The organism is Peristeroidobacter soli, assembly GCF_004138485.1.
Lineage (GTDB): Bacteria > Pseudomonadota > Gammaproteobacteria > Steroidobacterales > Steroidobacteraceae > Steroidobacter > Steroidobacter soli.
The window spans coordinates 645,204-669,839 of record NZ_RYEV01000006.1; the positions used below are offsets into that span (position 1 = coordinate 645,204).

At 63.0% G+C, this 24,636-nt stretch carries 19 protein-coding genes; 11 read left to right on the plus strand and 8 right to left on the minus strand.

Annotation, left to right across the window (positions count from 1 at the left end; all coding sequences use genetic code 11):
- The first annotated feature begins 54 nt into the window (after positions 1–54).
- Together EKO19_RS29045 and EKO19_RS39330 are read left to right on the plus strand one after the other, a co-directional pair.
- The gene (locus EKO19_RS29045; protein WP_175597238.1) at positions 55–2,658 is read left to right on the plus strand and encodes a TonB-dependent receptor; all 2,604 of its coding nucleotides are present in this window, start codon (positions 55–57) and stop codon (positions 2,656–2,658) included.
- Positions 2,659–2,783: 125 nt separating this feature from the next.
- Positions 2,784–4,772: an Atxe2 family lasso peptide isopeptidase gene (locus EKO19_RS39330; protein WP_246038990.1), complete on the plus strand. Its 1,989-nt coding sequence runs from the start codon at positions 2,784–2,786 to the stop codon at positions 4,770–4,772.
- A 75-nt stretch (positions 4,773–4,847) separates the two neighbouring features.
- Here the strand turns inward: EKO19_RS39330 and EKO19_RS29055 are convergent, their stop codons facing one another.
- The 4 genes from EKO19_RS29055 to EKO19_RS29070 all read right to left on the minus strand — a co-directional run bounded on the left by EKO19_RS29055 (position 4,848) and on the right by EKO19_RS29070 (position 10,925).
- On the minus strand, positions 4,848–5,978 hold the full coding sequence (locus tag EKO19_RS29055) for an ABC transporter permease (protein WP_129780989.1): 1,131 nt from the start codon (positions 5,976–5,978) through the stop codon (positions 4,848–4,850).
- Positions 5,978–8,719 carry a ribosome-associated ATPase/putative transporter RbbA gene (gene rbbA / locus EKO19_RS29060; protein WP_407676669.1) on the minus strand — a complete coding sequence of 914 codons (2,742 nt, stop codon included), beginning with the start codon at positions 8,717–8,719 and terminating at the stop codon, positions 5,978–5,980. The genes EKO19_RS29055 and rbbA overlap by 1 nt, the downstream gene beginning before the upstream one ends.
- On the minus strand, positions 8,716–9,783 hold the full coding sequence (locus tag EKO19_RS29065; RefSeq protein WP_407676671.1) for an HlyD family secretion protein: 1,068 nt from the start codon (positions 9,781–9,783) through the stop codon (positions 8,716–8,718). Before EKO19_RS29065 ends, rbbA begins: the two co-directional genes overlap by 4 nt.
- Before the next feature lie 146 nt (positions 9,784–9,929).
- The gene (locus tag EKO19_RS29070; RefSeq protein WP_175597239.1) at positions 9,930–10,925 is read right to left on the minus strand and encodes a universal stress protein; all 996 of its coding nucleotides are present in this window, start codon (positions 10,923–10,925) and stop codon (positions 9,930–9,932) included.
- Positions 10,926–11,077: 152 nt separating this feature from the next.
- On the opposite strand from EKO19_RS29070, the gene ptcA reads away from it, so the two are divergent.
- The 6 genes from ptcA to EKO19_RS38445 all read left to right on the plus strand — a co-directional run bounded on the left by ptcA (position 11,078) and on the right by EKO19_RS38445 (position 16,801).
- A complete protein-coding gene (gene ptcA / locus EKO19_RS29075; RefSeq protein WP_217705681.1) occupies positions 11,078–12,124 on the plus strand; it encodes a putrescine carbamoyltransferase in 1,047 nt (348 codons plus the stop codon).
- On the plus strand, positions 12,114–13,544 hold the full coding sequence (locus EKO19_RS29080; RefSeq protein WP_129780881.1) for an APC family permease: 1,431 nt from the start codon (positions 12,114–12,116) through the stop codon (positions 13,542–13,544). Before ptcA ends, EKO19_RS29080 begins: the two co-directional genes overlap by 11 nt.
- Complete coding sequence (gene aguA, locus EKO19_RS29085; RefSeq protein WP_129780882.1) at positions 13,541–14,647, plus strand: agmatine deiminase; 1,107 nt, start codon at positions 13,541–13,543, stop codon at positions 14,645–14,647. Before EKO19_RS29080 ends, aguA begins: the two co-directional genes overlap by 4 nt.
- A gap of 2 nt (positions 14,648–14,649) precedes the next feature.
- Positions 14,650–15,597 carry a carbamate kinase gene (gene arcC / locus EKO19_RS29090; protein ID WP_129780883.1) on the plus strand — a complete coding sequence of 316 codons (948 nt, stop codon included), beginning with the start codon at positions 14,650–14,652 and terminating at the stop codon, positions 15,595–15,597.
- A 10-nt stretch (positions 15,598–15,607) separates the two neighbouring features.
- On the plus strand, positions 15,608–15,949 hold the full coding sequence (locus tag EKO19_RS29095) for a TraR/DksA family transcriptional regulator (protein WP_129780884.1): 342 nt from the start codon (positions 15,608–15,610) through the stop codon (positions 15,947–15,949).
- Positions 15,950–16,633: 684 nt separating this feature from the next.
- The gene (locus tag EKO19_RS38445) at positions 16,634–16,801 is read left to right on the plus strand and encodes a hypothetical protein (RefSeq protein WP_157995485.1); all 168 of its coding nucleotides are present in this window, start codon (positions 16,634–16,636) and stop codon (positions 16,799–16,801) included.
- 62 nt (positions 16,802–16,863) lie between these two features.
- Here the strand turns inward: EKO19_RS38445 and EKO19_RS29100 are convergent, their stop codons facing one another.
- Genes EKO19_RS29100 through EKO19_RS29110 form a run of 3 tightly spaced genes read right to left on the minus strand, consistent with a single transcriptional unit; the run spans position 16,864 to position 20,220 of the window.
- Positions 16,864–18,090 (minus strand): NAD(P)/FAD-dependent oxidoreductase, encoded by a 1,227-nt coding sequence (locus EKO19_RS29100; RefSeq protein ID WP_175597240.1) that lies wholly within the window; start codon positions 18,088–18,090, stop codon positions 16,864–16,866.
- A complete protein-coding gene (locus tag EKO19_RS29105; protein WP_129780993.1) occupies positions 18,075–19,022 on the minus strand; it encodes a hydroxymethylglutaryl-CoA lyase in 948 nt (315 codons plus the stop codon). The genes EKO19_RS29100 and EKO19_RS29105 overlap by 16 nt, the downstream gene beginning before the upstream one ends.
- Before the next feature lie 16 nt (positions 19,023–19,038).
- Positions 19,039–20,220 carry a CaiB/BaiF CoA transferase family protein gene (locus tag EKO19_RS29110; RefSeq protein ID WP_129780886.1) on the minus strand — a complete coding sequence of 394 codons (1,182 nt, stop codon included), beginning with the start codon at positions 20,218–20,220 and terminating at the stop codon, positions 19,039–19,041.
- Positions 20,221–20,425: 205 nt separating this feature from the next.
- Here EKO19_RS29110 and EKO19_RS29115 point away from each other — a divergent pair, with 205 nt between their 5' ends.
- A complete protein-coding gene (locus EKO19_RS29115) occupies positions 20,426–21,433 on the plus strand; it encodes an aldo/keto reductase (RefSeq protein ID WP_129780887.1) in 1,008 nt (335 codons plus the stop codon).
- Here EKO19_RS29115 and EKO19_RS29120 read toward each other — a convergent pair.
- Entirely contained in the window at positions 21,418–22,269 is an 852-nt protein-coding gene (locus EKO19_RS29120) for an IclR family transcriptional regulator (RefSeq protein WP_129780888.1), read from the minus strand. The genes EKO19_RS29115 and EKO19_RS29120 overlap by 16 nt on opposite strands.
- A gap of 198 nt (positions 22,270–22,467) precedes the next feature.
- Between EKO19_RS29120 and EKO19_RS29125 the strand changes: the two genes are divergently transcribed.
- The gene (locus EKO19_RS29125; protein WP_129780889.1) at positions 22,468–23,337 is read left to right on the plus strand and encodes a helix-turn-helix transcriptional regulator; all 870 of its coding nucleotides are present in this window, start codon (positions 22,468–22,470) and stop codon (positions 23,335–23,337) included.
- Between the two features lie 70 nt (positions 23,338–23,407).
- Positions 23,408–24,616, plus strand: a complete 1,209-nt coding sequence (locus EKO19_RS29130) for an alpha/beta hydrolase (protein ID WP_129780890.1) — start codon at positions 23,408–23,410, stop codon at positions 24,614–24,616.
- Positions 24,617–24,636: the final 20 nt, after the last annotated feature.

Sequence of the window (24,636 nt, forward strand, 5' to 3'; positions counted from 1 at the left end):
CCGTCGTGGTTGGTGGCGGTAATTCAAAGCCTACTCAGAAGGCGGGGAGTGCTCGTGAAATCGGCAAGCGTGGGTGTGCTGTTACTGTCGGTCGTCGGTTTTTCGTTCGCGGCCGATAGCTGGGCCGAGATCAAACGCTCGACACACGTTGAGGCCCAGGGCTTGGGTCCGGCGTTGGAAATGTTGGCGAAGGAACATGGCTTTCAGGTGCTCTATCGAACCGAGATTGTCGGTACATTGCGTAGCCGTCCGCTGCAAGGCGAGTTCAGTACCGATGAAGCGTTGCGAGCGCTGCTGGATGGCACGGGGCTCACGTATCGCGTCCTCGGCGATCAGGCGATCACCATCGTTCCGGTGGGTGGGGGCTCGTCCTCGAGTGAGGGATCTTCAGATAAGGAAACCAGCAGCCAGACGAATCCCTCTGGGGTAGGCAGGGGCGAGGAGGTTGTTGTGACAGGAAGCCATATTCGTGGCGCCCCCACCGCCTCGACGGTGATTTCATTGGATCAGAAGCAGATGCTCGATGCCGGGCAGAACAGTCTCGCCGACGTGGTGCGAGCGATTCCGCAGAATTTCGGCGGCGGGCAGAATCCCGGCGTCGGATTCAACGTCCCGTCGGGCAGCGGCGTCAATCTCGGTGGTGCTTCCAGCATCAATCTGCGCGGGCTCGGCTCCGATGCGACGCTGACATTGTTGAACGGTCATCGCCTCAGCTACAGCAGTTCGCGGCAGTCGGTGGATATTTCTTCGATCCCAGTCATCGCCGTCGATCGTATCGAGATCGTCGCCGACGGTGCCTCGGCGCTGTATGGGTCGGACGCCGTCGCGGGCGTCGCCAACATCGTGCTCAAGCGCGACTATGATGGTCTCGGTGCGTCGGCTCGCTACGGCTTTGCCACCGACGGCGGCGACCGCCAACAGCAATATAGCGCGATCGGCGGCAAGACCTGGGACGGCGGTGGATTCATGGCCGCCTATGAATTCGAACACGATACGGCGATCACGGCCGATCAGCGTTCCTACGCCGCGACGCGTTCGCCGGGTCTGACATTGTTTCCGGAACTGAAGCATCACAACCTGATCGTCGCCGGGCACCAGGAGATTGCGCCCGACCTCGTCGCCGAATTCGACGCGATGTACAACAAGCGCTGGACCAACAATACCTATGCGCTGAACAGCGCCGGGAACTATATGTTGAGCGGCGCGCGCTACTACTACGAAGTCGAATCCTACGCGGTCGCGCCGGCGCTGAAATATACGTTCGGAAACGCCTGGCGTGCCTCGATGTCGGGAATGTATGGCGTCGACCGAACGCATTTCGGCAGCGATCAGTACGCGGCCGCGAGTCTCGCCCAGTCGATTTACGCCTGCTACTGTAACAATGCGCGCTCGCTCGAACTCACCGCGGATGGGCCGCTCTTCTCCTTGCCCGCGGGCGACGCCAAGGTCGCGCTCGGTGCCGGCTATCGTAGCAATCAATTCCGGCTGGTTCCGATCCGGTCGACGGCAGCGCCGATCGATGCGACCACCAACGCCTATTTCGGCGTCGCGGAGCTCAGTCTGCCGTTGATCAGCGCCAGCCAGAATGTCCCTTTCATACGCGAAATGAACTTCAGCGCCGCAATCCGGTACGAGGACTATGCGGACGTCGATCAGGTTGCGACGCCCAAGCTGGGGCTCATCTACGCGCCGTCACGTGATTTCGAATTCAAAGCGTCCTGGGGGAAGTCGTTCCGAACGCCGACCCTGTTTCAGCTCTACAATGTGCGCGGCGTCACGCTGTACAGCGCCGCGAGCCGCGGTGGTGTCGGCTATCCATCAACTGCCACCGCGCTAATGATCACGGGAGGTAATCCCGACTTGGAGTCCGAGCGTGCGACGACCTGGTCGGCGACGATTTCTGTCCAGCCTCGCGTGCTCGACGGAGCGAAGTTTGAACTGAGCTATTACGACGTCCGCTACAAGGACCGCATCGTCGCACCGATTACCTTCACGGCGCAGGCGCTGAGAAACCCGATCTATGGCGATCAGGTAAATTTCGCTCCAACCGACGCCGACAAGGCCGCGGCCATCGCGGGCGGTACATTCAGCAACACGCTCACCGTTCCATACAATCCCGCAAACGTGATCGCGATCATCAACAACGGCAACCTGAACGCCGCGAATCTCACGGTGCATGGGTTCGACCTGTCGACGAGCTATCCGTGGGATCTGCGCGGCGCCGGTACGCTGAACCTGGTCGCAAATGCCAGTTTCATTCGCAGCAAGCAGCAGCTCAGCAGCCGGCAACCGGTCGTGCAGCTCGCAGGCCGCCTGTTCAATCCACCGCACTATCGCGGCCGCGCCGGTTTCGCTTGGGAGAATGGCGAAACCACGGTGAGCTCGTTCGTGACCTATATCGGCGGCGTCACCGATGCGCGCACAACGACGGTTACGAAAGTCAGCGGCATGACGACGTGGGATATGACGCTGCGCCATCAATTGGGAGCGGGCACCGGCCTTCTCTCGGACATGGATTTCACACTCTCGGTACAGAATCTGCTGAACGCCAGGCCGGACGTCATCAGCACCAGTGTGGGGTTCGACATGCCGTACGACTCGACGAACTATTCGCCGGTGGGACGCTTCATCGACCTCTCGATCGCGAAGCGCTGGTGAGTACCGCCATGATGAGAATTTCCTTCCACTCGCTTGCCGCCATCAGCCTTGGATGGGTTGCCGCCGCTATGCCGGCACGGGCCGCGGATTGCGGCAACATGTTTCCCAATGCCGCGGCGATTGAAATGACGTCGCAGCCGGTTACGGCCGGCGACTTGGTCAGGCTGCGCGACATTGGTTTCAGTAACAGTATCTCCGGTGCAACACCATTCACCGTCGACCCGGACGGGAGACGTATCGCCTTCATGTTGACCCGAGCCGATCCCGTCACCAACGACTATTGCCAACAGTTGGCGACACTCGAGCTTCGGCCGGGCGCGCGGCCGCAAGTCATCGCCGACGGAGGCGCATTGAGCGTGGTTACGCAAGATGTACGCGGCATATTGATTCCTGTCGGCGTGCCCCGCAGCGCGACGCCTCAATGGTCGCCGGACGGGCGCTGGCTGGCGTTCCTGAAACAACGGGAAGGGGTCATGCAGGTATGGCGTGTTGCCGCCGACGGCCGCGAAGCTGCCCGTTACCTCACTACTGGCGCGGCGGAAGTCGAATCCTTCGTCTGGAGCAAGTCGGGCGATGCAATTCTCTATGCCACTCGCGCCGGGTTGGAAGCCCAGAAACAAGCCTATGCGCAGGAGGCACGCGAGGGATTCACGTATGACGAGCGCTTCGGTCTCAACCGGGCTTTAGAGCCTTCAATGCGGTCTCGTAAGATGGTTCAGCTGGCGTTGAACATCGCGACCGGTGAAACACGTGTCGCAACTACGGACGAGCGGGATCTTCTTACCGGCTCGTTGAGCGACGGCCGTCCGGCGCATGCGCTCAGTGCGATGCGCGGAGCCGACGGTCGCATTGCCTGGACGCAGCGCCAGGATCCGGCGCGTATATTGAGCCCGGTGGAACTGTGGGTCACGGGGCGCGACGGCCAACGCATCAAATGCGACGCGTGCCGGTTCGATCATCATGACCTGGAACGGATCTGGTGGGATCCGGCCGGCGACGGATTGCTCTATTTTGTGCGCGAAGGATGGGGGCGGAGCGAGCTCGTTCTCTATCGCTGGGTGCCGGGTAACGTGCCGCGTTCGATCCTGCGCACGGAGGACATACTCACCGGCTGTCAGTTGTCGGCAGACCGCATGCTGTGCGCGCGGGAAGGCTCCACAACGCCGCGCCATCTCGAGTCGATCGATCTCGCGCGAGGCACTTCGCAGCTACTGTTCGATCCCAACCCCGAGGTTACGCCGGCGCGTCTGGGCAAGGTCGAGCGACTGCACTGGAAGAACGCGGCCGGTTTTGAGATTTTCGGCGATCTGATCCTGCCGCGGGACCGAAAGCGGGATGAGAAACTGCCGCTGATCATTGTCCAGTACCGCACGCGCGGCTTTCTTCGCGGCGGGACCGGCGACGAATATCCGATTCATGTCTTCGCTGCGCGGGGCTATGCCGTTCTCAGCGTCGACCGGCCGCCGCCCTATTTTGAGTCGATTCCGGAAGGTTCCTGGTCGAGCTGGAACGAAGCCGATCCCCTCAACCAAGAAAATTGGAACGACCGTCGCAACGTTCTGTCGGCAATCGAAGGCGGCGTGCAACTGCTACAGGCGCGTGGTGTAATCGATCCGCGCCGGATCGGGATCACCGGTCTCAGCGAAGGTGCCACGTCGACCCGCTTCGCGCTGGTCAATCGGCCGGACATGTTCGCCGCGGCTGCGATCAGCACCTGCTGCTTCGACGTGCGGGCGATGATGGTCTATGGCGGCACGGCCGTCGCCGAGGAGCGGCGACGAGCCGGCTTTCCATCGGCGTTCGGCGACCTCTCGCCGTGGAAGAGTCTCGCTCTCTCAGAAAATGCCGCAACGTTTCATACGCCGTTACTGATTCAGGTCGCCGATGCCGAGACCGTGACTGCGCTCGAAACGTTCATGGCGCTGCGTGAGTTCAAAAAGCCGGTCGACATGTATGTTTTCCCCGGCGAGTTTCACAACAAGTGGCAGCCCGCGCATCGGCTGGCCATCTACGATCGCAATTTGGACTGGTTCGACTTCTGGCTGCGTCAGCGCGAAGACGCGGACCAGGCCAAGGCTGCACAATATGCGCGCTGGCGCAAATTGCGACCATGACGGCAGTTCCTCAGCAAGCACGGTTGGGAGCGGACAGGCTCCATCTGCCGACATAGGACCGCGTGAAGATCGGTCCTATGTCTGCATATCGGCAATCGATCGCCGGAACCGGCTCAGCGCGATCCCGAAGAACGTGCCTCCAATCGCGAGGATGCACAACATCGGTCGCCACACAACATCGAGGCCCGCGCCCCGATACAGAATCGCTTGTGCCATTTCCACGAAATGAGTGGTGGGCGCGGCCAGCATCAAAGTTGCGACGGCGTCGGGCATGCTTTCGCGGGGAGTGGTGCCGCCGGACAGGATCTGCAAAGGCAGCAGCACCATGATCATCAGCAGCCCGAATTGGGGCATGGAGCGTGCAACCGTGCCGAGGAAGATGCCGAGCGCCGTTGTGGCGAACAGATGCAAGGCGGTACCGGCCAGGAACAACGGCACCGAGCCCGAGATGGGCACTTGTAACAGGCCCTGCACGATCAGGTAGAGCGAGAGGGCCGCCGTGACGAGCACAACCAGGCCCATCGACCACACCTTGGCAAGCATGATTTCAAGGGGCCGCAGCGGCATCACCAGCAGGTGCTCGACGGTCCCATGCTCGCGCTCGCGGATGAGCGCGGCGCCCGCGAGCACGATGGAAAGCAAAGTCACATTGTTGATCAGCTCCATCACGGAGCCGAACCAGACGTGGGAGCCGATCTGATTGAACATGAGCCGCGGCACCAGATCGATCTGCGGCGTCGAGGCTAGTTGCTGCCGCTTCGCGAATTCCATCACCTCACGGTCGACGATGGCTTCGACATAACCCGTACCGACCAGTGCTTGCGACAGCCGCGTCGCGTCCACGTTGAGCTGCAGGGCAGGGTTGCGACCGGCCAGCACGTCGCGTTCGAAGTGCGGAGGGATGTCGAGGCTGAACGTGTAGTTGCCGCTATCCAGGCCGCGGTCGGCCTCGTGCATCGAGACCATCTCGGGGCTGCGGAAATACGGTGGATAAAAAGCTCCGACGATGCGCGAGGACAGCTGTGACTGGTCCTCATCGACGATGGCCAGAGGCGCGGCGTTCAGCGTCTCCGGCTGCGCGCGCGCCGCGGTATAGATCCCGACCGTGAATGCCCACGCGATCAGGAACAACAGCGTTCGATCGCGATACAGGCTCCGAAATTCCTTCAGGCCGAGCTGCCACGTATTTCGAAGCGTCCGTGCAATCACTTGGCTTGTTTCCTCAGCAGTGCGACAGAGAGCACGGCGATGCACGGCAGCGTCGCTGCGAGCGCGATGAACTCTCCGCGCAGATCGGCGAACCCGAGCGACTTCGAGAACACGCCGCGACTGATCGCCAGGAAATGCGTCGTGGGATAGAGCTGCCCGATCACCGCGCCCGGCCCCTGCAGGGAGGACACGGGATTCAGCAGGCCGGCGAACTGAATCGCCGGGATCAGTGTGCCGAGGGCGGCGGCGAAGATTGCGGCGATCTGGCTGTTGGTGAATGCGGAGATCAGCAAGCCATAGCTGGTGGCGCAGGTGATATACAGAACGGCCGCGAGAGTGAGCGCCAGAGCGCTGCCTTTCATGGGCACGGCGAACACCGTCACCGCCGCCAGGACCATCATCCCGAAATTGAATAGACCGAGCCCGATGTACGGCAGTTGCTTGCCGACCAGAAATTCCAGCCGGGTCACGGGCGTGGTGTAGAAGTTGAGGATGGAGCCGAGCTCCTTCTCCCGCACTACGCCCAGCGCTGAAAGCATCGCCGGAATGAAGATGAGCAGTAACGGAATGACGGCCGGCACCATGGCATCGAGACTGCGCACTTCCGGGTTGTAGCGATAACGCGTTGCCACGCTGGCGGGCGATGAGGCCGCCGCGATGGGCTGGCGTCGCGCCAGCTCCACCAGGTAACCAATGTGCAGACCTTGCAAGTAGCCCAGGATGGTTTCTGCGCGCAGCGGCATGGCGCCATCGACCCAGACACCGACTTGCGGAGTGCGACCCGCATCCAATTCACGTCCATAGCCCGGCGGAATTTCGATGGCAAGAGACAGCTCGCCGCTGCGCATGCGCCGATCCAAGTCGGCGTGATTCGCAATCGGAGCGGCCTGTTTGAAATAGCGCGAGCCCGAGAACTGTTGCAAGTAGTCTCGACTCGCGACCGTCTGATCCTGGTCCAGCGCCGCGAAACGCAGATCCTCGACGTCCATGCTGATGCCATAGCCGATGATGAACATCAGCACGAAAGTGCCGAGCATCGCCAGGGTCAATCGGACCGGATCCCGCCGCAGCTCCATGCTCTCGCGACGAGCATAGGTCAGCAGTCGACGCAGGCTGAAGCGGCTGGCGGAGAGATGGCGCCGGTCGCTGGGGACGGGCTGTGCTGGCGCCGGCCTGGCAGCAGACAGCGGCTCGGATGCGGGTTCGCTGGCTTGCTCCAGACAGCTGACGAACGCGTCTTCGAGCGTGCCGCCGCCGTGCGCCCTGATCAGCTCTCGTGGGGCGCCGCTTGCGAGAACGCGCCCGGCGTGCATGAATGAGATCCGGTCGCAGCGTTCGGCCTCATTCATGAAATGCGTGGAAATGAAGATGGTGACGCGCTCTCGTCGTGACAGGTCGATGAGCAATTCCCAGAATCGATCCCGCGCTACCGGATCCACCCCCGAGGTGGGTTCGTCGAGAATCAGGATTTCGGGCCGGTGGATGACGGCGACGGCCAGCGACAGGCGTTGACGCATGCCGAGGGGCAGGGTCTCGGGCAAGTCGTCCAACTGTTCGGTGAGCCCGAACTGCCCGGCCGTCTGCGCGATGCGAGCATTGATGTGCTCAGCGGGCACTTCGAACAATCTGGCGTGCAAGCGCAAGTTCTGCCGAACCGTGAGCTCCGTGTACAAGGAGAACGATTGCGACATGTAGCCGACGCGGCGGCGGGTATCCAGATCGTTCGCCGCCACCGGCTTGTCGAACAGCCGAGCCGTTCCTTCGCTCGCCGGCGTCAGGCCGGTCAGCATCTTCATGGTCGTGGTCTTGCCACAGCCATTGGAACCCAGGAAGCCGAAGATCTCACCGGTACCGATCGAGAAATCGACGTGATCGACGGCAACGAAGTCGCCGAAGCGCTTGGTGAGTCCGTGTGCCTCGATGGCGGGCGCATCGAAAGTGCTCGACGTTGGCGGCGAGATGACCGGCTCGCGATGCCCGCCGCGGCGCTCGGCAGGCAGCAACGCGATGAATGCCTCCTCGAGGCGTTCAGTCCGAGTGGCTGCGCGGATTTCGGCGGGAGAGCCGGTGGCGAGGACCTTGCTTGCGTCCATCACGGCGAGATAGTCGAATCGCTCGGCTTCTTCCATGTACGCGGTGGCCGTGAGAATGCTCATCCCGGGGCGTCGCGCCCGAATGCGGTCGATCAAATCCCAGAAGCGACGGCGGGACAGGGGGTCGACGCCAGTGGTGGGCTCATCCAGGATCAGCAGGTCGGGGTCGTGTATGAGCGCGCAGCAGAGCGCCAGTTTCTGTTTCATGCCTCCGGAGAGTTTGCCGGCTTGCCGCTGGCGAAAGGCCGCAAGGCCGGTGTCCTCCAGCAGCTCGCTGATGCGCTGCTGTCGCTGCTGCCGGGTTTGTCCGAACAGGCGGCCGAAGAACTGCAGATTTTCGTTGACGGAAAGCGTCGGATACAGATTCTTGCCGAGCCCTTGCGGCATATAGGCGATGCGCGAGCAAACATCGCGTCGATGAGCTGCGCTCGACATGTTTCCTTCGAGCACCCGCACCGTTCCGGTCTGCACGCGTCGTGCACCCGCCACCAAGCCAAGCAGCGTCGACTTGCCCACACCGTCCGGGCCGATCAAACCAGCCATCGACCCGGCAGGGATGTCGAGGGTTACCGCATCCAGCGCGACCGTCTTGCCGTAGCGATGAGTGATTGCATCGAGCTGCGCCACCGCCCGTTGGGCGCTCACGGCAATTTCACCTCGAGCTCCGGTGACCAGCGCGCGGTGTCATCGAGCTTGACGTGCGCCACCCCGGGCAGGCCGGTCTTGACCCGATTCGCGTAACTCTTCAGCAATTGGGGGTCGAGACGTGCTTTGACCCGAAACATCAGCTTCTGCCGTTCGCTTTGGGTCTCGACCGTCTTGGGCGTGAACTGCGCGACACTGGCAACATAACTGACTCGCGCGGGGAAGACATACGTCGGCGCGGCATCGAGCACCAGCCGAACTTCGCTGCCGATGGCGACCCGACCGGCGACTGTCTCCGGCAAGAAGAAGCTCATCGTCACATCGGTGAGATCGACAATATTGAGAACCTTGCCGCCCGCGCCCAGCACTTCTCCAGGCTGTGCCACTCGATACTGGACGCGACCGTCGCGCGGTGATCGCAGTGTACTGTCCTCGATCGTCGTGTGAACTTGAGCGACCGTCGCGCGCGCGGCCTCGACCGCGGAATGCGCTTGTGTGACTTGCGCCTTCGCCGCAACGACGGCGGCGTCCGCCGCGGCGATCTGAGCGGTCGCGGCGATGACCGCAGCTTCAGTACTGCGATACTCCGCCTCCGCTTGCTCATTCGATTGTTGTGAAACGGCTCGTTGCTTCAGCAGATTGGCCGAGCGTGTCCAGCGTTTGGCGCTCAAGTCGCGATCCGCCTGTCGTTGAGCGAGTACGGCGCGAGACGCGGCCCGCTCGTTTTCACGTTGCTTCACCACCGCGGACGCGGTGAGCGCGGCGTCTTCGGCCTGTCTGAGCTGCGCTTCCGCTTGCGCCAGTTGCGCCTGCAGAGTCGCGGTGTCCATCGTGGCGAGCACTTGACCGACCGCGACCGGGTCGCCCTCGTCGACCAGGATGCTGTCGATACGACCGGGCGCTTTCGCTGCGATGTCCACTTCGATAGCTTCGATGCGCCCGTTGCCGCTGGCAAACGCGAGGGGGGCTTCGACGGTGCTCGCACGCCACCATTGCCAGGCCCCGATCGCAGCCACGCCGAGGAGCGTCACCCAGCCCAGGATACGCCAGCGCGCTTTCCACAAGCGACGGATGGTTTCATCTTCGCTCGGCGGCGGACGATGCAATTCACTCGACCGTTCCCCGGTCAGTGCTGACGAAGTGGAATTCACCTTCAATGTTCCTCGAGGAGGTCGGCCCTGCCGTGGGTTTATCGACGTCGCGCTTTGAGCTAGTCGGTGATCAGCAAGCTGCTGACGAAGCCCGGTTGTTTGATCACGAGCAAATCGCAGTCGACGTGGTCCAGCAGCTGGGCGGCGGCCCCCCCGGCGAGCAACTCGTCTCGGCGGGGGCGCGCCGGCGCGCCTATCACCAAAATGTTGGGATGGTGTCTCGCGGTGAATGACAGCAGTGTCTTAGCGACGGGGCCGTGCTCGAGATGGATGGGGCACTCAACGTCAGCGGTACCTAAGAGAGCGCGCACCTCGACCAATGCCTTGGCTTCGGCCGCCGCGCGTGCTTCGTCGGTGACGGCAACATCTGGCAGATGCGGCGGCGTGCCGACGACATGTACGACCTCTAGAGACCCTGCGAGTCGGGTCGAAAGCGAGCGTGCCACCTCCATCAATCTGCCGTCCAGTTGCGGCGAGCGCTCGACCGGGTGGCACGGGTCGACGGCCACAGCGAGCTTTGGCGTGCTCGACCAGTTGTTCGGATGAACCAGCAGCAGCGCGCTGGGGACTTCACGGATCAAGTTGGGATCGGTGTGCGATGTCGCCCACATCGGTGCCGGCAGGTGGCGGTGCGCGTCTTTCACCACGAGGTCCACACTCGTTCTGAGGGCGTGCTCGGTGATGCCGGTGGCAAGCGAGCTGTTCCAGGCTGCGGCAGTGCTGACATTGAGCCCGGCCGCGCGCAGGGGGCCTGCCAGACCTTCGAGCATTTCCAGTCGGCGCAACCGGGCTTGCTGACGATGTTCGTACGCGGCGAGGGCCGAGCCTCCGCCTTCGTGAAGCGACTGATCGGTGTCGCAAATGAATAGCTCGATGGCGCTGCCGTAACGAACGGCGAGGCGCACCGCCTTGTCGATACAAGGATGCTGATCCGCCAACGGATCGACGGCAACCAGCACGTTGCGAAGTGAAAACGGCACCGACGCCTCGTGCCCTGTTCGAGGAGTGGCGCTCGCTGCGCATGAGCAAGAGACATTCATGATTGCCGACTCCATAGTGCTGCAGAACGTGCCTGAATTAGAGCACTGCGCGAGTCCATGGCAGTTAAGGAACATCCCGCAAGCGCGCAGTGGTTCACCTGATTGGGCGGGTGGCAGCGCTTTCCTTACTGTGGGGTCGCCTGATAAATCGACTCAGCGAGCCCATCGTGAACCCGATCCGCCATTTCATTGATACTCAGGACTTCAGCAAGGACGAGTTGCTGACCCTCATGAGCTTGATCGGTCAGCTGAAGGAGGCGGACGCGGCCGGGGCCTGCCCGAAGCTGCTGGAAGGAGCCTCGCTCGGCATGCTGTTCGAGGAACCGTCGACGCGCACGCGCGTGTCGTTCGAAGTGGCGATGACCAAGCTGGGCGGACATGCCTTGTATCTGAAACCCGGGGAAATCCACCTGGGACAGCGGGAATCCCTGAACGACACCGCCGATGTGCTCGAGCGCATGGTGGATGTGATCGAAGCGCGCACCTTGAAGCATTCGACAGTCACGGGATTGGCCCGCCAGGCGGACGTGCCGGTCATCAACGGTCTCACCGATTACAACCATCCCACGCAGGTGCTCTGCGACGTGTTCACCATGATGGAGCACGCCCCGGCGGGCAAGCGGCTCGAGGACGTTCGCGTTACGTTCGTCGGCGACGCCACCAATGTTTGCAACTCGCTGGCGGCGATCTGCACCCGCATGGGCATGCATTTCACGCATGCGGCGCCAAAGCGCTACCAGATCGGCGAACAGGTGCGAGCCCTCGCCGAGGAGAACTGCAAACTGTCCGGCGGGTCCTGGACTGCCACCGACGACGTGAACGCGGCCGTGCGTGAGGCCGATTTCCTATATACGGATCTGTGGTGGTGGGTAGGGCAGGAGAGCGAGATCCCGGAGCGCAGCCGCGCATTCATGCCCGACTATCAACTCAATCGCGCCCTGCTCTCGAAGGCGCCGGCGCACTGCCGGGTCATGCACTGCCTGCCGGCCTCGCGGGGCGTGGAGGCCACCGACGAAGTTCTGGATTCGCCGCAATCCATCATCTTCGATCAGGCGGAAAACCGGTTGCACACCGAAAAGGGTTTGCTGGTCTGGTTCGTCTATCCGCGACTGAAGCGGCCGAGCGAGGCGCTCAAAGCTCATTATCGCGGGCAACTGGAATCGTTCATGAGTCGCACCAGCGAGCTCGCTCTGGGAGAAGGACATGGTCGATAAAACCGCGCCGCGCACGCTCCCGAAAGTGATGCGTGCGCTCGATGTCACGCTGTTCAGCGTGTGCGCCATCCTCGTCATCGACCAGCTCGCAGCGGCCGCGGCGATCGGTCCGTCAGCGGTCTTTTGGTGGATCGCGACGCTCGTTCTGTTCTTCGTGCCATACGGCCTGATCTCCGCGGAGCTCGGCACGACCTATCCGGAGGAAGGTGGCATCTATGCCTGGGTGCGCCGGGCATTCGGTCCCCGCTGGGGCGCCCGGGCGTCGTGGCTGTACTGGATCAATGTCGCACTGTGGATGCCGTCGGTGTACGTACTGTTTGCGGGCATGCTGGCGCAGATGTTCATGCCCGAAATGTCGTTGTGGATGCAGATCGCCATCGGCATTGGCATGACCTGGGTGACGGTGCTCATCAATGTGATCGCTCTGACGCTGGGCAAATGGGTACCGAACGTCGGTGCAGTCGTAAAGGCGGCGATCATGTTGTCGATCGGCGTCGGCGGCTTCGTGTTCGCCGCGCATCACGGTGTCGCAAACGATCTGAGCCTGCGCAACCTCGCACCTACCTGGGACGCCGGGCTCGCCTTCCTGCCGGTGATCGTTTACTGCTTCATGGGGTTTGAGCTCATCTCCGGCGCGAGCGAGGAGATGCGCAATCCACGTCGCGACGTACCGGTCGCCATCGTCACCGCCGGCGTGCTGATCGCGGTGTTCTACCTGCTCGCAACCGTCGGCATGCTGATGGCGCTGCCGGTCGAGCAGATCGGCTTGATTGAGGGCATGCTCGACTCTCTCCATAAAATCTTCGACTCCTTGCCTGGCGGGGCGGCCATCGTCACTGTGCTGGGCGTGGGGGCTCTGTTCACGTTCCTGGCAAACATGGTGACTTGGACCATGGGCGCGAATCGCTCGGCGGCCGAGGCCGCGCAGCGCGGCGATCTGCCGCCGGTGTTTGGAAAATTGCACGCGAAATATCAGACGCCTGCCAACGCAGCGGTGATCACCGGAATCGTCTCCACGGTCGTCATCGTGCTCTACGGGCTCATGGCCGGGAGTGCGGAAGATCTGTTCTGGACGCTGTTCGCCTTCAGCTCGGTGGTCTTCCTCCTGCCTTATCTGCCGATGTTCGCCGCATTCGTGGTATTGCGGCGCCGTGATGCCGAGCGCCAGCGGCCCTACCACGTGCCGGGCGGCGCGGTGGGAATGTGGGGCAGCGCAATCCTGTGTTCGCTCTTTGTGCTGCAGGCCATCGTCCTTTTCATCTGGCCGCCCGGCGGCGAGCAGACGACTCAGAAGACGCTGGCAATTGTCATCGGTGTGATCGTCACGCTGCTGGCAGGAGAGTGGTTGATCCATCTTGCGCAGCGTGGACGCGTCACTGTGAAGTCAGCGCGGATCGTGGAACGGGAGCAGCACGCATGAGCCGTCTGATCGAGTCGACACCGCGCCAGGACGGGTTCTGGATGCCGGCCGAGTTCGAGCCGCACGCCGGCACGTGGATGTTATGGCCGGAACGTCCCGACAACTGGCGACTGGGCGGTAAGCCTGCGCAACGTGCGTTCGTGGCGGTGGCGAGCGCCATTGCACGTTTCGAACCGGTGACCGTCGGCGTGAATCATCGCCAGTACGACAACGCGCGAAATCTCCTGCCGCCGGACGTCAGGGTCGTGGAAATCTCGAACAACGATTCGTGGATGCGCGATTGCGGACCGACGTTCGTTGTAAACGATCGCGGCGGCGTGCGCGGGGTGAACTGGCAGTTCAACGCCTGGGGCGGGTTGACCAGCGGTTTGTATTTCCCCTGGGACCTGGACGACGCGGTGCCGGTCAAGGCGCTCGAGATCGAGCGGCTGGATCGTTACGATGCGCCGCTGGTGCTCGAGGGCGGCTCCATTCACGTCGACGGCGAGGGCACGTTGTTCACGACCGAGGAATGTTTGCTGAGCCCGAGCCGTAACCCGCAGTTGTCGCGAACCGAGATCGAGCGCTTGCTTGGCGACTATCTCGGCATCCGCAAAGTCATCTGGCTGGGGCAGGGGTTCATCGACGACGAGACCGACGGGCATGTGGACAATCTGGTCTGCCCGGTACGTCCGGGTGTCGTGGCGTTGGCCTGGACCGATGACACTGCCGATCCTCAGCACGCCATTTCACGCGATGCCTTGGAGCGTCTTGGCAGGGCGACCGACGCGAAGGGGCGCAGGATCGAGGTGGTCAAGCTCCACATCCCGGAACCGGTGATCATTTCGCAAGCCGAGAGCGACGGCGTAGATGCCGTCAACGGTACGTTGCCGCGCAAGTGTGGCGATCGGATGGCGGCCTCATACGTCAATTACTACACCTGCAACGGCGGCATCGTCGTGCCTGGCTTCGGTGATCCCCGGGATGCGGACGCTCAGGTCACGTTGCGCGAGTTGTATCCCGGTCGCGAGATCGTCACGGTCCCGGCTCGGGAGATTCTGCTGGGAGGCGGCAACATTCATTGCATCACTCAGCAACAGCCAATGCCGCGCAAGGCGACCTGACGATGCGGATCGTCATCGCCCTGGGGGGCAACGCATTGCTGAAACGCGGCGAGCCGCAGGATATCGAGACTCAGCGCCGCAACGTCCGCGCCGCCGTGCGCTCGGTAGCCGCATTGTTGCCGGGAAACGAAGTGGTGATCACGCATGGCAACGGCCCGCAGATTGGACTGCTGGCTCTGCAGATGTCGGCCGCCAGCGGCACACCGTTGCCTGGCCTCGATGTGTTGGGCGCTCAAACCGATGGCATGATCGGCTATTGGCTCGAGCGCGAGTTCGGCAACCTCCTGCAGCAGTCTCGCGCGGTGACGTTGTTGACGCAGGTGGAGGTTGATCTCGAGGATCGGGCGTTCAAGGCGCCGACGAAATTCATCGGGCCCGTCTACGAAGCAGCAGAGGGACAACGTCTGGCGAGCTTGAATGGATGGAGCATGGCTCTGGATGGAACGCGCTGGCGACGCGTCGTGCCATCGCCGGCGCCGCGGAGCGTTTGCCAGGTGGCTGCTATCGATCGCCTGTTGGCAGGTGGCTTCCTGGTGATCTGTGCGGGCGGAGGCGGTATTCCAGTGGCACGCGATGCCAGCACCGGCGAGCTCACAGGCGTGGATGCCGTCGTCGACAAGGACCTTACTTCCGAACTGGTCGCGGAGCAGCTCCATGCCGATGTATTCATGATGCTAACCGACGCATCGGCCGTGTATCTCGACTGGGGCCAGCCAACACAACGTGAGATTCGTTCCGCGAGCCCATCGGCCTTGCGCGAGCTGACTTTCGCCGCCGGATCCATGGGGCCGAAGGTCGCAGCCGCCTGTCGTTTCGCCGAGTCAGGCGTACGCCGAGCTTATATCGGCTCTCTCGAAGCTGCCGCGAACATGATCGACGGCGAGGCGGGAACGTTGGTCAGCTGCGAGATGAGCGGCATTACTCTTCGGGATGTCGAAGGCGCTGCGTAGAGCACATATCATGAGTACCGACGTTACACCTCTGGATCAGATCCGCACCCGGTTGCTCGCCCGGCGCACCGAGTTGCAGCAGCGCCAGCAACGAATCGGCCAGGATCTCTCGCGGCAATACGAGCCGCTCAGTAACGATTCCAGCGATCGGGCCATCCAGCTCGAGAATGACGAGTCGCTCGAGGCCATCGATCGTGCGGCCGGGAGTGAACTCGAGGCCATCGACACGGCGCTCGCCAGAGTGGCGCAGGGATCGTACGGAGTCTGCACGATGTGTGGCGAGCAAATCGCTGCTGAGCGTCTCGCGGCAGTACCACACGCCGCGGTCTGCCAGAGTTGCGGACAGCGATGATATGAAAGGGCTCATCGCATCGTTGCGGTGGCAGCCTGGATCGGAATCCTCGACCCGAGACGGGTGACGGATCGCGACGACGCGACTCGAACCTATAACCAACTGATTGAGAGTCAGGGGAGCCGGCCTGCGGAATCAAAGGGGTGAGTCGACTATTGTTAGGGAGAACGCCTTCATCTGATCATTGACGGTGCGGGCTCGGCGCCGAAGCCGTGCTGAGGGCCACTGCGCTAGTCACCTGCCACCCGGGGCGCGTACTCTGGCGCGACAAGGCAGTATGCTGCAAGTGTCGCTGAGCGGGAAAAAAATGAAGCAAGCGCTGCTGCGTGCGGCCTGTCTGTCGATGGGGACGCTGATCTGCCACGCCGCCTGGGCTCGGATTGTCCGAAGCGGCGCCGAGAGTCTATGCGGTCGTTGCCGCTCCGCAGGCGATGCCGCGTCTGGCGGATGAAACATTGCGAGCCGTGCAACGGCTGCCGGGCACTGCGAGCAACGGTATCTCCAGCCTCGGGGCGGTGCGCGGCGGCGAGCCTGATGAGACGGCAATTATCCTGAACGGCCTGCGCCTGTATGAACCGTTTCATTTAAAAAAACTTCTACAGCCCCGTCAGCCTGCTCGACTCGCGCCTGATCGAGAATATCGAGTTCTATTCCGGGGGATTTCCAGTCCCGTACGGCGATCGCATGAGCGCGATCATCGATGCAACCACAGTGCAACCGGCGCAACGGTACTACGAGCTCGGCTTGAGTCTGTTTCATACCAGCGCGCTGGCGGCAACATCGTTTGCCGACGAGCACCTTGAACGCGCGTTGAGAGCAACTCCAATGGGCCGGAGAAATTGGAACTTCTAAGCAGCACGAACGTTCGCGGCTCCCGCCGGTCGCCGACCGGCGGGAGTGCAGCGGGCTCTCGGTCACGTTGGCAGCAGTGTCTTCAGGTCGAAGCGCTCATCCGCGGCTTGCTGTGGGGTCAGCTCGATATTCCGAGCGATCAGCTTCCGAGCGAGCAAGTGCAGGGCCGGACGATTGAGCGTTTCCACGCAAGCCAGGCGGCCGTCGCGCAGGTGCAGGACGCTGCAGCTGGCGCCGTTCGAGTCGCCGCGAATCACTGTCTGGTCGCTCGCGAGCGCCAGACCGGCGATCTGCAGTTTCAAGTGCGCTTGGTCGCTCCAGAACCAGGGCACAGCACGATAGCGCTGCGGCCGACCTGCGATCGCCGCGGCTACGCAGCGCGCTTGGTCCGACGCATTCTGAATCGACTCGATGCGGATTAATGCGCCGTTCGCATGGTCGCTGCGATGGGCGGCAACGTCGCCGATGGCGCTCACGTGCGGGTCCGAGGTGCGCAAGTGCTCGTCCACGACGATGCCGTTGTCCACCGCCAGGCCGCTGGCCGCGGCAAGCTCTGAATTGGGCATGACGCCCACGCCGATCAGCACCAGCGAAGCTGCGAAAGTTTCACCGTCCTTCGTCTGCACTCCGCCGACGCGCCCGTTCGAACCGATGATGCCGGTAATTGCGGTGTTGAACCGCAGCTGCACGCCGAGCTTTTCGTACTCGGCCACACAGAGGCTGGCAATGCTGCTCGACACCGCGCGAGCCATCGGACGGTCGGCAAGCTCGAGCACGCTGACGCGCATGCCGAGTTGTGTCGCGCAGGCTGCGAACTCCAAGCCAATGAACCCGGCACCGATGACGACCACATGTTTGCCGGGTTGCATCTGCCCGCGCAGGATGTCAGCGTCGGCCAGCGTGCGCAGGTAACAGACGCCCTCCAGATCCGCGCCAGGAATTGTGAGCGGGCGATTGCGTGCGCCCGTGGCCAGGATCAAATGTTCGTAAGCAACGATTCCGCCGTCGTCGAGGATGACGTCGCGGCGGAGTCGATCGATCTCGGCGGCAGGCCTGCCAGATAGCAGTTCGATGTTTCTATCCGCATAGAACGATGCAGGCCGCAATGCGAGTCGCGGTGTGGGCGTGTGTCCGAGCAGATATCCCTTGGACAAAGGCGGACGTTCGTAGGGCGGGTACGGTTCCGCTCCGATCATTACGATACGTCCGCTGTATTGCTGTTCCCGTAGAGACGCCGCGGCTTGCAAACCCGCGTGGCCCGTTCCAACGATCGCTACGGTGGGTTGCATGATGCTGAACTCTGGTCAGTCGCTGGCAGGGGATAGCGTCGGTTCGCCGGTCCGGCTTTCGCGACCTGACCGGCGACGTCATGACTCACTAGAGCCGGCATGGCCTGCGCCTGGCGCAGCAGTGCCGCCAGATCAATGCCGGTCGTGAACCCCATCTCGTGCAACATGTGGACGACATCTTCGCTGCATACGTTGCCGCTGGCACCCGGCGCAAAGGGACAACCGCCGAGCCCGGCAAGCGAAGCATCGAAGCGATCGACGCCGGCGGCGATGCCCGCGAGCACGTTCGCGAGCCCCATGCCACGCGTGTCGTGGAAGTGCAGCGTCAATCGCAGCGACGGCCACCGCTGCCGCACGCTTTGACTCATCGAAAAGACCTGCGCAGGGTTGGCAACGCCGGTGGTGTCGCACAGCGTGACGCGTTCCATGCCGAGCGCAGCGATGCGATCGAGCAGAGAGAAAACGTCCGCCGCCGCGATTCGGCCTTCGAAGGGGCAGCCGAATGCGGTGGAGATGGAAACATTGAGCGGCACTCGATCGCGGACCACGGCTGCGATCTTTGCGAACTCGGACAACGAATCCTCGGGTGCCATCCGAAGATTCGCCTGGCTGTGGGTGCGGCTGGCCGACATGACCAGATTCAGTTCGTCCAGTTCGCAGGCAAGCGCGCGCTCGGCGCCGCGAGCGTTCGGCACCAGGGCGGCGTATTCGACGCCCGGCACGCGATCGATACCGGTCAACACAGCTTCCGCGTCCGCCATCGAGGGCACGGCACGAGGCGAAACGAACGAAGTTGTTTCTATCTTCGGCACGCCCGCGTGCGACAGCGCGTTGATGAGCTCGATTTTCTCGTGCGTGGCGATCTGTCTCGGCTCGATCTGCAGCCCGTCTCGAGGTGCGACGTCCTGGATGTGAATGTATCTGGGCGACAAGTCGAGCACGACAGTCTCAGGTGCATTTTGTTGTGGAGGCGGGCGGCGCGGCGCCCAGGATTTCTTCCGTGTGCGCACCGAGCCGCGGTCCGAGCCAGCGTGTTCGGCCCGGGGTCGCCGAAAGCTTGGGTACGATGCCGGGAATCGTCATGCGTAACCCATCGGGCAGCTGCGTCGATTCGAGCATGCCACGCGCCTGCAGTTGTGGATCGTTGACGATGTCGGCGGCTGAATGAATTTTGCTCGCGGGCACGGCAGCGAGTTCCAGCAGTCGCACGACTTCGTCGATGGGCATTCGGGCCGTCCAGGCATTGATGGCCGCGTCGAGCTCATCGGCGCGGGCGACGCGACCGTCGTTTCGCTGCAAGTCGGGGTCCTTGGCCAGATCCTCTCGATCGATGGCGATCATCAGTCGCTGGAACAGAGAATCGGCGTTCGCTGCGATCACCACGTGCCGCCCGTCGGCGCATTCATAGGTATTGGAAGGAGCGATGCCGGGCAGGCTTGCGCCGCTGCGCTCGCGGACGAAGCCCAGGGTGGAATATTCCGGGACCAGGGACTCCATGACGGCGAACACGGCTTCATTGAGCGCCATGTCCACGATCTGTCCCGCGCCACCGTTCTTGACGTGATGGAGCGCGACCATCGTCCCGATCGTGCCGTACAGCGCTGCAAGCGTGTCACCGAGGCTCACGCCAGTGCGCACCGGCGGCCGATCGGCGAAACCGGTGACGTAGCGCAGGCCGCCGACGGCCTCGGCAATGGCGGCGAAGCCGGGCTGGTCGCGTTTCGGGCCGTCCTGTCCGTAGCCCGAGACTCGCAGCATCACGAGCCTGGGATTGATTCGCGACAACTCATCCCAGCCGAGCCCCCAGCGTTCCAGGGTACCGGGCCGGAAGTTCTCGATGACCACGTCCGCGCGCTCGACCAGCTTCTTCAACGCTGCCTGGCCGTCGACGCCGGCGAGATCCAGCGCAACGGATTTCTTGTTCCGGCTCTGTACATACCACCACAGCGACGTGTCGTTGTGCAGCTTGCGCCACGTGCGCAGCGGATCGCCGCCCGGCGGTTCGATCTTGATCACTTCCGCGCCGAACTGCGCGAACAATGAGCCCGCGTAGGGCCCGGCGATCAGCGAACCGAGTTCGATGACGGTGATGCCACTGAGCGGCAATGCGCTCGAATCGTCCACGCTCATTCCTGTTACTCCTGATAGTGTCAGCCTATCCGGCGAGTATGGTGTGCCACAGTCCCCGGGGCGGGGGACGCGGATTCAGCGCCCGCGCACGGCGTCCCGTGCCGCAGGGACAGCGAGCCCGGTTACGAATGTGATATCCATTCCTGGCGGCGTCGGACAGGCGCCGGATTTTTCAAACGACGGTCGACGCCATCGAGGGGGCTCAATGAAATATCGAACGCTGGGGCAGGGACTGCAGGTATCGGCGCTGGGGCTGGGCTGCTCTCCACTGTCCGGCACGCCCCTTGGGGACTACGGCTACGTCGAGGATGACGTTGCGCTGGCGATCATGCATCGGGCCATGGATATGGGCGTTACGATGTTCGACAGCGCCGAATGTTATGGCCCATGGCGCAGCGAAGAGCAGATCGGTCGCGCGCTCAAGGGGCGCAAGCGCGAGCAGATGGTGATCGCCACCAAGTATGGCTTCACCTTCGCGAAGGATGGCAGTTCCGTAACTGGGCAGGACGGCAGCGCTGCGAGCGCCCGGCGCGTCTGCGAAGAGGCGCTTCGGCGGCTCGGTACCGATTACATCGATCTCTATTATCTGCATCGGGTCGATGCGAAGGTGCCCATCGAGGAGTCCGTGGGCGCGATGGCCGAGCTGGTTCGTGAAGGAAAGGTTCGCTACCTTGGTCTCTCGGAGCCGGGCATGGATACGTTGCGTCGTGCGCATGCCATCCATCCGATCGCCGCCGTGGAGTCGGAATATTCCTTGTGGGAGCGGCGCGTCGAGGTGGACGTGTTGCCGACGCTGCGTGAGCTGGGCGTCGCGCTCGTGCCGTTCGCTCCGCTGGGTCGCGGCTTTCTCACCGGTGCCATCACTTCGACCAAGGATCTCGGCGAGCGCGACTTGCGCCGTTCCGGATTCGACCCTCGCTTCAACGAAGGCAACTTTGAGAAGAACTATCGGATGGTCGAAGCCGTGCTCGATGTGGCGCGCGCGCACGGGACCACCGGAGCACGCATCGCCATCGCGTGGCTGCTCTCGAAAGGAAACGACATCATTCCAATCCCTGGCGTCCGCAAGTTGGTCGAGTTGGAAGACACGTTCGGCGGGGTGGACGTGCAGCTGACCGAGCTGGATATTCGTAAGCTCGAAACTGCCGCGCCTGTCGGTGGAACGGCGGGCGACCGCTATTCCAAAGCACAGTTGGATCAAGTACGACGCTGAGGCGCGCTGGCGCCGTGCTCGCGTTCGGAGCGCGGCGCCGGAATCTGGCTCGCCCCTTCCGGGCGCGTGAGTTGCGACTCCAGTCGTTCTACTTCGGTGCGAAGCATCGTCGCCAGCTCCTGTCGGCGTTCAGCGGCCAGGCGCTGTTCGATGGCGGCGACTGACAACGCGCCGATGCATTCGCCATGCGCATCGCGCACGGCGACGGCGACACCGCAGCTGCCGGCGGTCAGGCGACCGGGATTGAATGCGAAGCCGTGACGGTGTGCGAGCTCGCGATCGTTGCGAAGGACGGCGGGCGAGTACCCTGGATAACGAGTCGCAATTTCGGCAGCGTTCGCCGCGATCGCCGCCTCGGCATCCTCGTCTGACAATGCGGCCAGAATAGCCATGCCGCCCGCGCCAATGCCGAGCGGCAATCGGTCACCGACTTTCAGCGCGTGCGTCCTGATCGGAAACGCGCCTTCCTCCCGGTGCAGGCACACTGACTGCCAGTCTCGCCGCACTGTCAGAAAGCTGGTATCCCCGGAGACTGCGGAAAGCCGATACAGTGCCGGCAGCGCCGTACGGTGGATGCCATAACGCTCGGCTGCGAGCGTGCCGAGTACGAATGCTTCCGGGCCGAGGTGATAGCTCATCGAATCCCCGTCGCGGTGGATCAGCCCCTCCCGTTCGAGCGCCGAAAGGAGCCGATGCGCTGTCGGCTTGGACAGCTTTGCTCGCCGCGCCAGATCGCTGAGGCGTGCGCCGTGTGCGGCGTTCGCCGCCACCAGCCGCAACAGCAGGATTGCCCGACCCAGACTTTGCGAACGGCCGCCCCGAGGCTTCCCCGCCACGATGTTCCTCGTGTGTGTTCCACATTAGGAAACAAATTCATGGAACCCATGAATCCCCTCGCCGCGTGCTTTACAGCGCGGCGAACTCAGCATATGGTCGGTACCGTAGACCTGTCAAAGCAGGCGCGAAGTAAAGTGTTTCATATTGTGAGACATCCGGCGGGCCTTCATAGGGCCGCACGGGCAAGGGGGTGAAGTATGGCGGCGAATCCGCATTCGCTCGATCATGCCGCCGCGCCAGTCGCGGCGGGAGATTTGTCGCAGCTCATCAGCTCCATCGGTGAGCCTGCTTTCGAACCTCGCCTGATGGATTATCTGCATCACCTCTGTGGTGCCGAACACTGCTCCATCTTCCAACTCGGCTCCGCCGAGGAGCCGGTGCAGTTCACCGCTGTCAGCCTCGACGGCACCGACACAGCACGCCGTCAGGCGAGCATCTACATTGGCCGTGAATGGTGGCGTCGCGACCCGGCATTTCGCGAAGCTCAGCGTGGGCTGGACGCTCCACGGCCGAGTTTAGTGCGTCTCGACGTGCGCACATTGGAAGACCTCGAGCTGCGCGACATCCTTTACGGCCGCACTCACATTCGCGATCGCCTGCTGGTCTGTGGCGCGTCGGCCGGCATGGCCTTCGGCGTCAGCATTCTGCGCTCCGACCGACGCGGCCCGTTCGATGCGGGTCAGATCGAAGAGCTGGGTGGCGTCTCCGGCACGCTGCTGTCGCTGATCGCAAAGAACGCTGGCGTGCGCTGGCAGAAATCCAGCCTGGCGAGCGCGCTCACTTCGCTGGCCGAGATCGAAGCCTGCCTTCTCAAGGCGCCACAGCAGTTTCCTCGGCGTGAAGCCGAAGTGTGCGCGCGCATTCTGTACGGCATGACCTCGCTTGGCATCGCGCTCGACCTGGGCATCGGCGAGGAGACGGTGATGACGTACCGCAAGCGCGCGTACCAGCGGTTGCAGCTCGGCAGTCATCGCGAGCTGCTGTTGTGGTATCTCGCACTGTGGAGTTCTCTGCCGGCTCAAGCGGCGCGGTTGGCGGCGGTACGCGTGGAGCGGCACGACGCTTGATTGCCGTCCAGGCCGGCTGTCCCTTGGGATGGGGACGGAAGTGTCCAGTGGTGGCGGCTAAGGTTGCGCCATGCTCAACATCCCCACATCGCCGACTCAGCATGCCGACAGCGAGCTGCAATTCGACTGGGTGCATGTCACGCACGGCGGCACGCCGGCCTTCGTGGAGACCTACGGGTTCTCGGGCAGCCAGAACGTCGTCAACCTCGAGGGCGTGCTGATCCGTCCTCGCAATCGGCCGTCCCGGACGTTGCATGTCTTCATGCATCCGTCATCCACACTGCAACTGTTGCCTGTGCCACGTGCATTCGCCAAGCGCGGCGCTCACGTTCTGTGCGCGGGTAGCCGATACGCGCGCAACGATACCGCGGGCGTTCTGGAGAACGTGCTGGTCGATCTCGGGGCTTACATCCATTACGCACGCGAAGTTTTGGGTTACGAGAAGATCGTGCTGGCGGGTTGGAGCGGCGGCGGCGCGCTCGCGATGTGCTATCAGGCCGAGGCCGAGCAGCCAAGTATCGAACGCACGCCGGCGGGAGATGCAATCGATCTGCGTTCCGCGCGTCTGATTCCAGCCGATGCGGTGATCTTCCAAGCCGCGCACGTATCGCGCGCGCAGTTGCTGCTCGACTGTATCGATCCGTCGGTGCTCGATGAGAACGACCCCGATCGGCGTAATGCCGAGCTGGATATCTACGATCCGAAGAATCCCAATCAGCCGCCGTATTCGGCGGATTTCATCCGCGCGTATCGCGCCGCGCAGCTACGTCGCATGCGAGCAATCACGGCGCGTGTGAAGCAGACGCTTGCGGATCTACGGAGCCGTGGCACTGGCGAAGTCGAGCGTGGCTTGATCACTCATCGAACGATGGCCGATCCACGCTATCTCGACAGCACGCTGGATCCGAACGATCGCCGTCCCAAGTGGTGCTACCTCGGTGTGCCCGAGACCGTGAACAACGGGCCGGTGGGCCTGGCGCGCTTCACGACGCTGCGCTCGTGGCTGTCGCAATGGTCCATCGAGGACAGTCGCGGAGACGCGTGTGCGTGCGCCAAGCGCGTGAGTGTGCCGTTGCTGGTGATGGAGAACTCGGCGGACGACGCCGTGCCGCAGCCACATTCGCGCATGCTGTTCGACGCGGCGACGACACAGGACAAGACGTTCACCGTGATTCGAGGGGCGAACCATTACTACGCCGGGCAGCCGGAACAGCTCGAACAGGCCATGCGCCAGATTTTCGACTGGTCGGGCGCGCGCGGCTTCGATGTCGGCAGTTGATCGCAATTGAGAGGACCGCA

Coding starts and splice junctions, on each gene's coding strand:
- arcC (WP_129780883.1), top strand. CDS start 14,650: ATGCGGATCGTCATCGCCCTGGGGGGCAACGCATTGCTGAAACGCGGC.
- EKO19_RS29095 (WP_129780884.1), top strand. CDS start 15,608: ATGAGTACCGACGTTACACCTCTGGATCAGATCCGCACCCGGTTGCTC.
- EKO19_RS29115 (WP_129780887.1), top strand. CDS start 20,426: ATGAAATATCGAACGCTGGGGCAGGGACTGCAGGTATCGGCGCTGGGG.
- EKO19_RS29100 (WP_175597240.1), bottom strand. CDS start 18,090: ATGCAACCCACCGTAGCGATCGTTGGAACGGGCCACGCGGGTTTGCAA.
- EKO19_RS39330 (WP_246038990.1), top strand. CDS start 2,784: ATGACGTCGCAGCCGGTTACGGCCGGCGACTTGGTCAGGCTGCGCGAC.
- EKO19_RS29070 (WP_175597239.1), bottom strand. CDS start 10,925: ATGGAGTCGGCAATCATGAATGTCTCTTGCTCATGCGCAGCGAGCGCC.
- EKO19_RS29125 (WP_129780889.1), top strand. CDS start 22,468: ATGGCGGCGAATCCGCATTCGCTCGATCATGCCGCCGCGCCAGTCGCG.
- aguA (WP_129780882.1), top strand. CDS start 13,541: ATGAGCCGTCTGATCGAGTCGACACCGCGCCAGGACGGGTTCTGGATG.
- EKO19_RS29130 (WP_129780890.1), top strand. CDS start 23,408: ATGCTCAACATCCCCACATCGCCGACTCAGCATGCCGACAGCGAGCTG.
- EKO19_RS29080 (WP_129780881.1), top strand. CDS start 12,114: ATGGTCGATAAAACCGCGCCGCGCACGCTCCCGAAAGTGATGCGTGCG.
- EKO19_RS38445 (WP_157995485.1), top strand. CDS start 16,634: ATGAGCGCGATCATCGATGCAACCACAGTGCAACCGGCGCAACGGTAC.
- EKO19_RS29110 (WP_129780886.1), bottom strand. CDS start 20,220: ATGAGCGTGGACGATTCGAGCGCATTGCCGCTCAGTGGCATCACCGTC.